Source organism: uncultured Mailhella sp., from assembly GCF_944324575.1.
Lineage (GTDB): Bacteria > Desulfobacterota > Desulfovibrionia > Desulfovibrionales > Desulfovibrionaceae > Mailhella.
Map to the genome: position 1 here is coordinate 1 of NZ_CALUWV010000059.1, position 13,170 is coordinate 13,170.

At 58.8% G+C, this 13,170-nt stretch carries 10 protein-coding genes and 1 pseudogene; 3 read left to right on the forward strand and 8 right to left on the reverse strand.

What is annotated here, in order from left to right; translation table 11 throughout:
- Positions 1-157: 157 nt before the first annotated feature.
- Both Q0J81_RS07880 and rimO read right to left on the reverse strand, forming a co-directional pair.
- Positions 158-1,690 (reverse strand): META domain-containing protein, encoded by a 1,533-nt coding sequence (locus tag Q0J81_RS07880; RefSeq protein ID WP_294447041.1) that lies wholly within the window; start codon positions 1,688-1,690, stop codon positions 158-160.
- Positions 1,691-1,704: 14 nt separating this feature from the next.
- A complete protein-coding gene (rimO, locus tag Q0J81_RS07885) occupies positions 1,705-2,991 on the reverse strand; it encodes a 30S ribosomal protein S12 methylthiotransferase RimO (protein WP_294447044.1) in 1,287 nt (428 codons plus the stop codon).
- Between the two features lie 90 nt (positions 2,992-3,081).
- Between rimO and rdgB the strand changes: the two genes are divergently transcribed.
- Positions 3,082-3,714, forward strand: a complete 633-nt coding sequence (gene rdgB / locus Q0J81_RS07890) for an RdgB/HAM1 family non-canonical purine NTP pyrophosphatase (protein ID WP_294447045.1) — start codon at positions 3,082-3,084, stop codon at positions 3,712-3,714.
- A 37-nt stretch (positions 3,715-3,751) separates the two neighbouring features.
- Here the strand turns inward: rdgB and Q0J81_RS07895 are convergent, their stop codons facing one another.
- Positions 3,752-4,462: a Crp/Fnr family transcriptional regulator gene (locus Q0J81_RS07895; protein ID WP_294447046.1), complete on the reverse strand. Its 711-nt coding sequence runs from the start codon at positions 4,460-4,462 to the stop codon at positions 3,752-3,754.
- A gap of 129 nt (positions 4,463-4,591) precedes the next feature.
- Complete coding sequence (locus tag Q0J81_RS07900; RefSeq protein ID WP_294447047.1) at positions 4,592-5,992, reverse strand: SLC13 family permease; 1,401 nt, start codon at positions 5,990-5,992, stop codon at positions 4,592-4,594.
- A 490-nt stretch (positions 5,993-6,482) separates the two neighbouring features.
- Between Q0J81_RS07900 and Q0J81_RS07905 the strand changes: the two genes are divergently transcribed.
- Positions 6,483-7,931 (forward strand): aryl-sulfate sulfotransferase, encoded by a 1,449-nt coding sequence (locus Q0J81_RS07905; protein ID WP_294447048.1) that lies wholly within the window; start codon positions 6,483-6,485, stop codon positions 7,929-7,931.
- Positions 7,932-8,219: 288 nt separating this feature from the next.
- Here the strand turns inward: Q0J81_RS07905 and Q0J81_RS07910 are convergent, their stop codons facing one another.
- The 4 genes from Q0J81_RS07910 to yihA all read right to left on the reverse strand — a co-directional run bounded on the left by Q0J81_RS07910 (position 8,220) and on the right by yihA (position 12,781).
- Positions 8,220-8,660 (reverse strand): methylglyoxal synthase, encoded by a 441-nt coding sequence (locus tag Q0J81_RS07910; RefSeq protein WP_294447049.1) that lies wholly within the window; start codon positions 8,658-8,660, stop codon positions 8,220-8,222.
- 104 nt (positions 8,661-8,764) lie between these two features.
- A complete protein-coding gene (gene thiL, locus Q0J81_RS07915; RefSeq protein WP_294447050.1) occupies positions 8,765-9,772 on the reverse strand; it encodes a thiamine-phosphate kinase in 1,008 nt (335 codons plus the stop codon).
- A gap of 4 nt (positions 9,773-9,776) precedes the next feature.
- Complete coding sequence (locus Q0J81_RS07920) at positions 9,777-12,107, reverse strand: ATP-dependent helicase (protein WP_294447051.1); 2,331 nt, start codon at positions 12,105-12,107, stop codon at positions 9,777-9,779.
- A gap of 8 nt (positions 12,108-12,115) precedes the next feature.
- Positions 12,116-12,781, reverse strand: coding sequence for a ribosome biogenesis GTP-binding protein YihA/YsxC (gene yihA / locus Q0J81_RS07925; RefSeq protein ID WP_294447052.1), 666 nt, complete (start codon positions 12,779-12,781; stop codon positions 12,116-12,118).
- Between the two features lie 219 nt (positions 12,782-13,000).
- On the opposite strand from yihA, the pseudogene Q0J81_RS07930 reads away from it, so the two are divergent.
- Positions 13,001-13,170: pseudogene (locus Q0J81_RS07930) on the forward strand (elongation factor P); the annotation flags it as partial.

The window sequence follows — 13,170 nt, forward strand, 5'->3', positions numbered from 1 at the left end:
TGTGATACGGCCCCGCATCAAACGGATTTGAGCGGAGTGGAAACGAAGTTCGGGACGCTTTCGGCTCGAATATCCCGTGAGCGCCCTTGCTGAATATACGAAAAAGCCGGAGAACCGATTATGCTGTTCTCCGGCTTTTTTATGTATTTTTAGAATGTTACATGTCCACGGCTTCGAATACAGCTACTATGCTGTTTTTCGAGCGCAGCTCCAGCATGGAGCCGTTGATGTTCCACTCATCAACCTTCGAGAACATGGTGTGGATGTCGCGGGACTGTTCCTGGCCCTGCGGGCACATACGCAGGGTTGATCCGCCGTCCGTGAAGCTCAGGGACTCGTCCTTGCGTTTCCAGTTCATGAAGAAGTTGTTGCAGCCGTCGGAGCCTGAAGCCTGACCGTTATCCCGCAGGATGAGATGGGGTTCCGGCTGGTCGACATAGAGCTCCACCTGCCTGCCGTTGAGTTCGCGAAGACGCCAGTAGGTTTGAAGAAGCGGAGCGGAGGCATAGTTTTCCGTGGAGCAGACGCCGCCCTTCTGCACGAGAAAGACGTTGGAAGCCTCAAGGTGTCCGTCCTGAAGGCGGCCTTCCAGCACGACGGAGGAATTACCGCTGGTCTGCAGGATTCGGCTGAGCTGATCGTAGCCCCTGCCTGAGGGCTGAATGGGAATGTCGCGCTGGGAATTGCATTCGGAAAAGACGGGATGACCGTTCTGCTGCCTCAGCTCGCCTTCGAGCAGAAAGCCCTTGGAAGGCCAGGAAATGTCGGCCTTCTTGAGTTCTACGGGCTGGGGGGAGAGTCCGTGCAGAAGCAGGTTTCCTCCGGCCTCGCGCGTGGCCGTGACGGGCTTGAGCGCACCGCGCGTGATTTCTATGGTGCGGTTTCTGTCCCTTTCCATCCACGTGCCCATGTACTGATTGCGGTCGCCGTCCTGCGTGAGCAGGGCAAGGCCGCCGTCTTCAAGGTAGAGATGCACGGACACGTCCTTGCCGGAGCTTTTCAGCACGCCCTTGTAGCTCGCGGGCGTCTTCAGAGGGGGAAGCTGATTTTCTCCGGGAACGGTGCGGTAGAGCAGCACGTTCGGCGAGGACGGCAGGGCAATGACTTCGTCGGTCTGCGTGGAAAAGAGCGTTTCGCCGCTGTGCAGAATGGAGGCTGCAAGCCTGACTTCGGAAGGAACGGTCTGTTCCAGATAGTAGACACGGAAGGGAATAGTGCCGCTGCCGGATGCGGGCATGATGGAATTTGCCGCGGGAATGGGGGAGTGCAGCGGGTAGAGCTGTACGCTCACGATGACTTCCGGCGGAAGGGCCATGCGTTCGCGGTAGAAGAGCGTGCCGTCCAGCCTGCCCACCTGGGTGCGGCTTTTTTTCCAGGTCACGGCGTTGCCTTCGGCGTCGGTGAATTCCAGCTTGCCGGATCCCGCCTGCCTGAGCACGAGTTTCTGTTCCCTGACACTCCCGCCGGGAGAGTCCATGGTGGCAAGGGTAAGAACGCCGTTTTCAAGATTCCAGCTCACGCCGGAAAGGACCGTCTGGTCGGGAATGCCGAGCGTGCCGTCCTCATCCAGATAATAGAGCCGTTCCTGATCGTCTACCCATGCGCCGCTGATGCCGTCGGTCGTTCCCGAAGAGGCGACGCAGGAGGCGAGCAGAAGCGAGCAGAAAAGAAAGAGCAGTATTTTGCGCATGCTGATCCTCTGTTTCAGGCCAGGGCGACAAGATCGTACTCCCTGGTCTCCACAATGTCGGCTTCCACCATGGCGCCGTTTTCCACGCCCGGGCCGCTCACGTAGGTCAGACCGTCCACGTCGGGAGCCTGGAACCACGTGCGGCCGGTGTGAAGACCGGGCCATTCATCGGAACTTTCATCCACCAGCACTTCCATGCGCTGGCCGGCGTATCCGGCGAGTATCTCCTCGCTGATGCCGCGCTGAAGTTCCATGAGTTCGTCCTTCCTTGCCTCCTTCACGCTCTCGTCGATCTGCTCGGGCATGGCTGCGGCCACGGTGCCCTCTTCAGGCTGGAAGGCGAACACGCCCATATGGTGGAAGCGGTTTCTTTCCACAAAATCCATGAGCGTGCGGAAATGTTCGTCTGTTTCCCCGGGAAAGCCCACCATCATGGTCGTGCGAAGGGCGGCTTCGGGGAAGAGTTCGCGTATGCGGTCCACGGCTTCCTGCGGATTGCCGGAGAAGGGACGGCCCATGCGGCTGAGGATGTCCGGGTGGGCATGCTGCAGGGGCATGTCGAAATACGGGACAAAGGGTTTGCCCGCCTCCCTGAGAAAGCGGAGCAGGTCGCGGGTGAGACCGCCTGGGTAGAGATAGAGCAGACGCAGGCGGTCCAGACCGTCGAGGGCAAGGACCTTTTCCAGCAGGAAGCGCGGATCCCTGCCGAAGTCCGTGCCGTAGGCGGTCACGTCCTGCGCCACCACGATGAGTTCCTTCACGCCGTCGTTCACGAGCGCCGAGGCTTCCGTCACCAGCTTGTCGGCGTTTTCGGAAACGTATTTGCCGCGGATGGAGGGAATGGCGCAGAACGAGCAGTTGTGCCGGCAGCCTTCGCCTATCTTGAGCCACGCGTAGGAAGGTCCGGTGCTGAGAAGCCGTCCGGGAGCCGGTGCTTCAAGACCGAGCGCGGCGACAAGCTGATCCGACCACGTGTCGATGTCGTCGGTGTGAAGCCAGAGATCCACTTCCGGCAGTTCGGATCTGAGGTCGGCAATGCCGTAGCGACCCGGCAGACAGCCGGCCACGGCCAGAAAAGGCTTTTTGCCTTTCGGCAGATCGCCGAGATCCGCGATCATCTGCAGGATCGTCTGCACGGATTCCTGAACGGCCGGAGCGATGAAGGCGCAGGTGTTGATGAAGACAAGATCGGCCTCTTCAGGCGTGTCCACAGTAAGAACGGGGCCCAGGGAACCCAGCAGACGTTCGGTGTCCACACGGGTCTTAGGGCAGCCAAGACTTTGGGAATAGATACGGAGCATACTACCTTCGAGCAGGCCTGGACTTGTCAACGGCAGTGGCCTGAGATATCCCTTTTTGCCATGAAAACAGCCTTTCGGCAAGGAGACCCCATGACACGCCCCCAGACGCTCATTCTCGCCACCCGCAATCAGGGCAAGGTAAAGGAACTTAAAGAACCGCTGGCCCGCTTCGGCTTTGACGTGCAGAGCCTGCCCGACGATTTTCCCGAAGTGGCGGAAACGGGTTCCACCTTTGAGGAAAACGCCCTCATCAAGGCGCACGCCGTGGCGGACGCGCTGCTTGTTCCTGCGGTGGCCGACGATTCGGGCATCGAGGTCGATGCGCTCGGCGGAGCTCCCGGCGTGTATTCTGCCCGCTACAGCCTTGACTGGCCCGAAGTCGAGGGCGAGAGCACGGATGCGCGCAACAACAGAAAGCTTCTTGCCGCGCTTGAGGGCGTGAGCGCCAAAAGTCGCACCGCGCGTTTTCGTTGCTGCATGGCCATGGTCTATCCTTCCTCGTGGAAGGACAGACCGGAAGACATTGTGGTGAGCGGCGCCTGGGAGGGAAGCATTGTGGAAAAGCCTTCGGGAAGCAACGGCTTCGGCTATGATCCGCTTTTTCTTGATCCGGCAAGCGGCCGCACGGGCGCCGAACTTTCCCGCGAGGAGAAGATGGCCCGCAGTCACAGGGGCAAGGCTCTGGAAAAGCTTCTTGCGGTGCTGGAGTCCCGCGGTGCGTGAGCTTATGTGCCGGGACCGACCGTAAGAGGACTGGCCGTTATCCCATGCGGCAGAGCCTGAGCAGCTCGTCTCTGTTCAGAATTTCCAGTCTGGTCCTGGTGAACTCGCCGAGAATGCCCTTTTCTCTCAGATCATGCAGAATGCGGCATACGGTACTTCTGTGCAGTCCCAGCGCGAGGGCGAGATCAGACTGTGAGAAGCGGGGCTGCAGAGTTTTCGTTCCTTCGCTCTGCAGCCTTGCCAGATAGCGGCAGACCAGGGGTTCCGGCGACAGGCCAGCACGTTCCTCTATCTGTCCGAAAAAGGCCCCCGCCTTCAGCATGAGCGACTGCACGAGATTCATCATGAGTTCCGGATGTTCCACGGCAAACTGCATGTCGTGCAGTAAGCTGCTTGGAAATTGATATATTTCACATGGTTCCATGGCAAGAAACGAGGCTGTACTGAGCGGAGCCATATGCATGCAGCCAAGCTCGTTGAAAATGCATCCTGCGCCTATGAGCAGAAAGATGCGTTCGTTTCCGTTTTCTCCCAGAGAAGAAAGTCGTATGAGCCCCTTGTTGAGAAAGGAAAAGCAGGCGTCGTCGAGGGATTCGATCAGACGTTGTCCTTTTTCCAGACAAAGACGCGTGCCGAGAGGGAGAATCGTGCGCCATGCGCTGTTCTGCTCCTGCATGACGATGACGTTGTTTTCCTTCCACACGCTGCCGGAGTCATTTTTTTGATGCGGTGTTGTCCAGTTGTTCATGGCGTTTCCTGCGGGGAAGTGAAAAATGACAGCTATGATACGTCGCTATGGTAGTCGCTGTTGAAACACAACACAAGAGCCGCCCGTCATTGACAGGGCGGCTCTTGTGTTGTGCGACGCGTTGCAGAGCTAGATGTTCATGGCTGGCCACACGAACATGGCAGTGGCCAGCACGGCAAGAGAGACGAGAAGCATGCGGATCGTCATGAGCACGAGTACATAGCGGATGCGAACGTATCCGGTGGCGAACATGATGAGAGCGGGAGCCAGCTCATATGGAAGAAAGAACTGGTCGAGACCGTACAGAAAGCTGTAGAGAACGGGTTTGATGGGCATGCCGAGACTTGTGGCAATTTCCGCCATGGGCATGCTGAGACTTGTGGCCGCCGCCACCGGCGTGAGTACAAGGTTGGAGAGCACGCCGACCCAGTAGGCAAACAGAGAGGCCAGCGGCAGACTCTGTATTTCCTGAAGAATGGGCAGGAGCTTTCCCGACAGCCATGCGGGAATGCCCAGCGAACCGGCAATGATGCCTATGGCCATGCATCCGGCGATGAAAAACAGAATGGAAAACTGTACTTTTTCAATGTCTTCGCCGGAAAGAAGCTGGAAAAGAGGGGTGAAGCCGAGAAGAACGACGGCGCAGAATACATAGTAGCCGGGAATGTGATGCAGCGGTTCGGAAATGAATCCGATGAGTGCCGCCACGGTAAGCAGCAGCGTCTTTTTTTCATTCCGGCTCATGGTGCCGAGTTTCTGAAGCTCGGCGGCGGCCACGGCCTGACATCTTGAAATGTGAACGGCCAGTTCCCGGCTGCCGAACAGATGGAGTATGCCGTAAGCTATAATCGCGTGCATGGCCTGGAATCCCATGTTTTCAAACGCAAAGCTCAGCCAGGTGAACGGCACGCCCATGTCCTTTACCATGAGCAGGCCTATGATGCCGGTGTTGTTCGGCAGATACATGGCCGAGGGAATGGCCGCGCCGAAGAAGGCGGCAAGAATGATGACGGCGGAGGAGCGTGAATTTTTGTCGAGCTTGAGGCTGGTGCACATGCCCTGCGCGATGGTCATGAAAATGATCATGACGGTGATGACGTCGGGTATGATGGCAGCAAGCACGAGACCGGCCAGCAGAAAGGCCGCATACAGTCTCAAAGGTGTTTTGCCTATGCGGGTGAGCAGAATGAGGGCGATGCGGCTTGCCAGATTGCATTTGTCCATGAGAACGCCGAGCAGCATTCCGCACATGCTCAGCCACGGCACGGGGGCCGTCCAGCCGGAAAAGGCCATTTCCGGCGAAGCCACGCCCGTGATCACGTAGTACATGAGCAGAAGCACGACGGTGGCGAAGTTCGGCAGGAGGCTCGCGGCAAACATGGAAATGGCCAGAATGGTTCCGAACCAGTACAGGTTCACCTTGGGCTGAGCCGGATCGTACAGAAGAAGCGTTGCCGTGCCGGCAACGGCGAAACAGATGAGCCAGCTCAGCAGCCTGCTTTTTCTGAGAGAGAGAACCAATGCAGACATGGGTGCTCCTTGTCATGGATGAAGATGAATAAGGACGGGGTACGTTTTTTATTTCTCAAGCCATGTTTATTAAGCGCAAAATTTTCGCTTTATACTGTCGTTTTAAAGACAGTTTTTGACAAATTGTTGGCGAAAAAAGAATATCTTTGAAATAAAATATATAAAATCAAATAGTTGGTTAAATATTCAAAATAAGAACCTCTGAAGAAAAAATATTGTCGCAAATGAGACAAATTTTTTTCGTGGTTCTGTTATGTTTTTCATCATGAGAATAAAAGAACATGAACAGCTCTGCCGTGGCAGACTTTCTGCCGCGGAGCATTCGGGGAGCTGCGTCCGGTCCTGCCCCGGCGCAGGTCCGGAGAGTCCGTCTGGAAAACTTCCGGCGGACGTTGAGCTGTGAAGCATGGCCCCTCGTCGTCGAAGCGGCGAAGAGGGGCAAGCGCCTGCCGAAGGGCAGGCAAAGCCTTTAAGGACAAAGGAGACAGTCATGGGATATCCGACCATTCATCCTACCGGAGTCACGATATACAAGCCTGAAAAGGCCTGGAGCGGCTATACGGTGTTTCCGCTTGAAAATGACGGCTCGCTGCTCATTGACATGAACGGCAATGAGATACGCAAGTGGAAGAATCTGCACGGTTTTCCGGTAAAGCTCTTTCCCGGAGGACGTCTTGTGGCAAGCTCGGGCATGCGCAATCCCAAATATGGCCTTCAGGATCAGCGAGATCTGATTCAGGTGGATTTTAACGGCAACGTGGAATGGCGCTGGAATCAGGCTGAATTTATTACCGATCCCGGCGAGGAGCCGCAGTGGATGGCCCGTCAGCATCATGATTTCCAGCGGGAGGGAAATCCCGTGGGGTACTACGTGCCCGGCATGGAGCCCCGCATTGACGGCGGCAACACGCTGGTGCTGGCTCATAAGGACGAGCATGTACCTTTCATTTCCGACAAGCTTCTGCTCGACGACGTGGTGTATGAGGTGAACTGGGAAGGAGAAATCGTGTGGGAGTGGCACTGCTCCGAGCACGCGGAGGAAATGGGCTTTTCCGAAGAGGCCCGCAACGCCATGTGCCGCAATCCCAACTTCAGGGGCGGCAGCCTTGTGGAGGACTCCCCGGCCATCGGCGACTGGATGCACATTAACTCCATGTCCGTGCTTGGCCCGAACAGATGGTATGATGCCGGAGACGAGCGTTTTCATCCCGATAACATCATCATGGACGGCCGCGAGACGAACATCCTTTTCATTGTCAGCAAGGAAACCGGAAAGATCGTCTGGAAGGTCGGCCCGGATTACGGCGCAGGACATCCCGAACACCGTCTCGGCTGGATCATCGGCCAGCATCATGCGCATATGATCCCCCGCGGTCTGCCGGGCGAGGGCAACATTCTTGTGTTCGACAACGGCGGATGGGCCGGTTACGGAGCACCGAACCCCGGCGCGAAGGACGGTACCAAGTCTGCCCTGCGCGACTATTCCCGTGTGCTGGAATTCGATCCCGTGTCCCTGAAGATCGTCTGGCAGTACACGCCGAAGGAAGGGGGCTTCGTGATGCCTCTGGATGCATGTCGTTTCTACAGTCCATTCATCAGCTCCGCTCAGCGTCTGCCCAACGGTAATACCCTCATTACCGAAGGGTCCGACGGCCGCGTATTCGAGGTGACTGCGGAACATGAGATCGTGTGGGAATACATATGTCCCTACCGTACGGCGGAGAACGGCAAAATGAACTTCATCTACCGTGCCTACCGCGCGCCCTACGACTGGATACCGCAGCTTCCCCGCCCCGTGGAAACGCCCATTGAACCTCTCGACATCGCCACGTTCCGCGTGCCCGGCGCAGCGCCACTCGGAGTGCAGAAGACCGTGGTCATCGAGGGAGCCATTGACGGCTTTGCCAATGCCGGAACCTGCGTGGCGGCCACGGACTAGCACACCGGTACGGAAATCGCGATGCGGGCGGCTCGTTGTCCAGAGTTTTTCCTGATGAGGCAAGGTCAGGAAAAGGTCGTCCGCATTGCACGCAGCCTTTTCGGAGGCGTGAGGGAAAGGTTCTCTTTGTAAAAGAGAGGCGAAACTGTTCCCGACGGTGCTTTACGCACACGCATGAAAAATCCCCGCGTTCTCAAGGAAGGCGGGGATTTTTCATGCCGCTGCGGAGTACGGCGCAGGCGTGCAGTTCCTGCGATTCAGGCCGTGTCCGCTACAGAGAGTGGCTGTCTACTTGTTTCTCAGCGGAAAATGGATGTGGGGAGTGTAGGAGTAGCTTTCGCTGAAAAGGGGCGAGGTGATGATGTAGTTCGCCGTGGCTCGGTTGTTGGCAATGGGAATGTCGTAGACCTGCGCGATGCGCAGAAGTGCCTTCACGTCGGGATCGTGGGGCTGGGCCGTGAGCGGATCGGAAAAGAAGATGATGATGTCGATGTGGCCTTCGGCCACCTGAGCGCCTATCTGCTGATCGCCGCCGAGCGGACCGCTCAGGTACGCCGTGACGGGGAGCCCCGTTTTTTCATTGATGAGATGAGCCGTGGTTCCGGTGCCGCAGAGAAAATGCCGGGCGAGAATCTGACTGTGTTCGGCACACCACTCGATGAGGCTTTCCTTCATGTTGTCGTGGGCGATGAGCGCGATGTGCTTGGTGGCGTTTACGGTCTTTTCCATGGTTTCCTCACTTGTTCTGGCCGGCGCGTCCGGCCTGCGCGGTAATTTGACTGACCGGCTCATGATAGAAGGTCAATGTGAAGCCTGTATGAAGCCGTTCAGTCTCAGTGGGAGAAATGGTCGAATCCCGCCGAGGCAGGGCGTTTTCCGTTGAGAGTAAGCGCTCCCTTCCGTACACGTCCGAGCACACGGCAGGGAGACTCAAGCGTCTGCGAGAGTGCGGGCCACAGGTCTTCCGGGCACGTTCCGACAAGAGCGTAGTCCTCGCCGCCGTCAAAGGCGAAGGCTGGCGCGTCGACACCCGTTTCTTCCGCATGGCGCAGAATTTCCCCGTCAAGCACCTCTTCGGGAAGAACGATGTCCGCGCCGAGTCCGGTTTTGCGACTTGCCAGAAGGCGGGGCAGGTCCCGGGCGAGACCGTCGGAAACGTCCATGAGTCCGATGCGGTCCACGGCGTCGTGTTCGACGGCGAAGCGGGCCAGAGATGCGCCGTCGAAGGCCAGCGGCTCGGGCCTGAGATGCGCCGTGCAGGCCTTCGGCCAGTGTTTTTTCACCTGTTCGACCTCTTCGGTGGTGCGGGCGGCTTCAAGACGCGTGAGGCCGAGGCGCGCAAGTCCTGCGGAACCGGCAAGAAAGATGACGTCGCCTTCTCTTGCCGCGCCCCGGCGAAGTCCACGGGGCAGCGCTTCCGGCAGCTCTCCCCAGGCCGTGACGCAGACGCTGACCAGACTGGACTTTGTGAGATCGCCTCCGGAAAGAGCCAGAGAAAACCTGTCGCATATGGCCTTCATGCCCTCGCAGAAGCCGGAAAGCCAGGCTTCGTCCTCGTTTCCCGTGAGCGTGAGCCCTATGGAGAGGCCGGAAGGAGAGGCCCCGCTTGCGCCCACGTCGCTTACGTTGACGGCTGCGGCCTTGAAGCCGATGTCGAAGGGCGTGAAGTAGCGCCGGCGAAAATGCGTGTCCTCGGCGAAGATGTCGGTAGTCACGGCGAGCGGTCCGTTTCTTTTCAGCACGGCGCAGTCGTCGCCGCGGCCGAGCAGAAGCGAGGGGTGGTCGACGGGGAAAAAGCGGCCCACAAGGCCGAGGATGTCGTCTTCGCTGGCAATGTTCATGCCTCTACTCCAGGGTGAGATAATCGGCGAGTATGATTTTCAGGCCGAGTCCGGGAAAGTTGACCCGGTACTTGTCCGGCGGGATTTCCTCCACGATCTTGCCGCGGCCGAAGAGGCGGTGGCGGCAGAAGCCGAGCTTCTTTTTTGCGGGCTTCTCGTCCGGGCTCTCATCCAGCGTCCGGCCGTTTCTCACGGCATCGCGAACCGCAGCCAGGTAGGCGTCGTCGGCATCTTCACGGGAGCGGGGAGTTGGTTCGAAGTCCCGGTCCCTGGGCGGCCAGTCGTCATCTTCCCGTTGCCGCCGGCTTCGGAAGGAGGGCTTTTCGTCCTCCCCGTCCTCGTTCCAGTGCCAGGAGCGGCGACGGTTCTGGACTGAGAATCCGCCGAAGGCAGGGGCGGGCTGCGGGGCTTCCTTTATCCGGCGTCTTGTGAGCGCACCGCCGTAGTTTTCATAGATTTCGTCCAGCGTGTCCGAGGGCAGCTCGCGCACGAAGGGACTCGGCGAGGCCGGTTCCTGTCCGCCGGAACTGCGGCTGTAGAGGCTGAGCGGTACGAAGAGGTCAAGCGTGTCCTTGGCCCGCGTGCAGGCCACGTACATGAGACGGCGTTCTTCCTCAAAGTCTTCGGGACGTACCAGCGCGTGGCGGGAGGGAAAGCGGTCTTCCACAAGGTCGATGATGAGCACGGCCGACCATTCCAGTCCCTTGGCGGAATGCACGGTGGACAACGTGATTTTCTGATCCCCGTCCTCGTCCTCCGGCGCTTCCTCGGGACTGTCCAGAGAAATGTCGGCAATGAAGAGCTGAAGATCCTCGTAGGAGGACGCAATGGTGGACATCTCTTCGAGTCCCTGAAGACGGCGGGGCCAGTCGTCGGGAAAAAGCTCCTCCATTTTGGGGCGGTAGTGGTCGAGTATGCGTCCTATCACCTCTTCGGGGCGCGGTTCTGTCATGCGCAGCTCGTTGATGAGAGCCATGTTTTCCAGAAAGTCCGGCCAGCGGGAGCAGGCCTTTTTGAGCGCCGCCTCGTCGCCGCCTCCGGCGAGCGCAAAGAGCTTGCGCGAGGTCTTCGGCCCTATGCCCCGGGAAAGCGCGGCAATGCGGTCGAAGGAGGGCAGGTCCAGAGGGTTGTTCACCAGTCGCGCGAAGGCCATGACGTCCTTCACGTGGGCGGCTTCGGCGTAGCGGAGACCGCCGTATTTGCGGAAGCCTATACCGCGTTTGTTGAGCTCAAGTTCAAGATGATAGGACTGGTATCCCGAACGGAAGAGAACGGCTATTTCCCGGGCAGGCACCGTGGCAAGCAGCTCTTCGACGCGTCTTGCCACAAGCTGGGCCTGCGTAAGATCGCTGAGGGGGCGGTACAGCGTGACTGCGGGTTCCGAGGGAGCGGGACGGCGGGAGAAGAGGTGCTTGCGGTAGCCTTCCGTCGTATTGGCGAGCAGGTTGTTGGCAATGTCGAGCACGGGCTGCACGGAGCGGTAGTTTTCTTCCAGCCGGATGATGCGCGTGTTGTGAAACAGCTTGGGAAAATCGAGAATGTTGTGCACCGTTGCGCCGCGGAAGGCGTAGATGGACTGCGCGTCGTCGCCCACGGCCATGATGTTGCCCTCTTCCCCGGCCAGCATGCGCACAAGGCGTGCCTGCACCTTGTTGGTGTCCTGATACTCGTCCACCATGATCTGGGAAAAGCGCATTTTCTGCGCCTGAAGAATGTCCGGCTTGTCGATGAAAAGCTGTTCGAGCTCGAAGAGCAGGTCGTCGTAGTCCATGAGCGCGTGTTCGCGCTTGTATTTGCGGTAGGCTTCGCCGAGCTCCACAAGATCCGAGGCATGGGGAAGAAGGTGCTGCGCCTCGCGGCGAAGCACTTCCTCAAGCTCCATTTCCTTGTTGCGCGCCTTACTGAGCAGGCCGAGCACGGCCTGCGTGCGCGGAAAACTGCGGTCTCCCTTGCCTATTTTCAGGTTTTCCTTGCAGGTCTGTATGGCGGCGGTGCTGTCGGACGTATCCATGACGGTAAGGGAGCCACCCGTCCAGTCCGGACTGAAACGGCGGAGCACGGAAAAGGCGAAACTGTGAAAGGTGCCGCCCTGCACACCGAGGAGCTGATGATCCAGAAGACCTGCGGCGCGGTGCAGCATTTCCTGAGAGGCCTTGCGTGTGAAGGTGAGCAGCAGCATGGCATGCGGGTCAAGACCGTGCTCGGCCAGCCAGGCCAGACGGTAGACGATGGTGCGGGTCTTGCCCGAGCCTGCGCCCGCAATGACGAGCATGGGACCTTCCGGCGCGGTGACGGCCTGTGCCTGTGCCTCGTTGAGAATGGATAAATCGAGCATGGCGAGGATCAGTCTGCGGCGGAAGCGTCGCTTTCGTCGGAAGGGAAAGAGGCGACGTCGGGCGCTCCGGCTTCGCGCAGGCGTTTCCAAAGCTCGTCCAGACCTGTTTTCGTGACGGAGGAAACCACCACGGGCTTCTGGCCGCCGAGTATGGCTTCCCATGTCTTCTGCTGGGATGAGCGCTCCTTGAGCGTGCACTTGTCCGCCTTGGTGAGCACGGCGATGACCGGCAGCTTCCGGGATCTGGCGAATTCGGCCATCATGCGGTCGGACTCCTGCACGGGAATGCGGCAGTCGATGAGAAGCGCGAGTGCCCGCAGCGTGCGGGTTTCCTCCAGATATTTCTGAATGAGAGCCGCCCAGTTCTTCCGCTCTTCATGACCGCGTCTTGCGTAGCCGTAGCCGGGCAGGTCGGTGAGGCAGAAGCCGTCGGGTCTGACGAGAAACAGGTTCACCGAGCGGGTTTTCCCCGGTTCGGAACTCACTTTGGCCAGCTTTTTTCTGCGGGCAAGGGCGTTGATGAGCGACGACTTGCCCACGTTCGAGCGGCCGGCAAGCGCTATCTGCGGCATGTCGTGCGAAGCGTCTTCCAGCTGCTCCAGCGTGTAGAGCGTGGCCAGAAGTTCCAGCACGGGTTCGGAAGATCTGTTTTTTTCGGCGGACGGGTCGGTCATGGCGCTCCTCCCGAGTTGACAAAGTGAGCCTCAATCGGACAATATATCTTGCTTTGCGGAAAGAGCCGAGATTAGCCTGCTTGGGCAGAAAAGGCAAACATTCCGCAGGCGGCCCTGCAAGACGGGGCATCTCCTCCGCTTCGGGAGGACAGGACGGGGCCCTCTTCGGCCGGTCTTGAAATTTTTACAAGAAAAATCATATTTTTGCCTGGAGGCATCATGTATTCCACTACTGACTTTCGTCGCGGCCTGAAGATCGAGATCGACGGCACTCCTTACGAAATCGTTGAATTCCAGCACTTCAAGCCCGGCAAGGGCGGCGCCATGGTGCGCACCAAGCTGCGCAACATCCTGAACGGCCGCGTGGTGGACAACACCTTCCGTTCCGG

Excerpts from the sequence above, each read along its gene's own strand:
- Q0J81_RS07895 (WP_294447046.1), bottom strand. The coding sequence starts at position 4,462 with ATGAACAACTGGACAACACCGCATCAAAAAAATGACTCCGGCAGCGTG.
- Q0J81_RS07910 (WP_294447049.1), bottom strand. The coding sequence starts at position 8,660 with ATGGAAAAGACCGTAAACGCCACCAAGCACATCGCGCTCATCGCCCAC.
- Q0J81_RS07880 (WP_294447041.1), bottom strand. The coding sequence starts at position 1,690 with ATGCGCAAAATACTGCTCTTTCTTTTCTGCTCGCTTCTGCTCGCCTCC.
- Q0J81_RS07920 (WP_294447051.1), bottom strand. The coding sequence starts at position 12,107 with ATGCTCGATTTATCCATTCTCAACGAGGCACAGGCACAGGCCGTCACC.
- thiL (WP_294447050.1), bottom strand. The coding sequence starts at position 9,772 with ATGAACATTGCCAGCGAAGACGACATCCTCGGCCTTGTGGGCCGCTTT.
- Q0J81_RS07905 (WP_294447048.1), top strand. The coding sequence starts at position 6,483 with ATGGGATATCCGACCATTCATCCTACCGGAGTCACGATATACAAGCCT.
- rimO (WP_294447044.1), bottom strand. The coding sequence starts at position 2,991 with ATGCTCCGTATCTATTCCCAAAGTCTTGGCTGCCCTAAGACCCGTGTG.
- Q0J81_RS07900 (WP_294447047.1), bottom strand. The coding sequence starts at position 5,992 with ATGTCTGCATTGGTTCTCTCTCTCAGAAAAAGCAGGCTGCTGAGCTGG.
- yihA (WP_294447052.1), bottom strand. The coding sequence starts at position 12,781 with ATGACCGACCCGTCCGCCGAAAAAAACAGATCTTCCGAACCCGTGCTG.
- rdgB (WP_294447045.1), top strand. The coding sequence starts at position 3,082 with ATGACACGCCCCCAGACGCTCATTCTCGCCACCCGCAATCAGGGCAAG.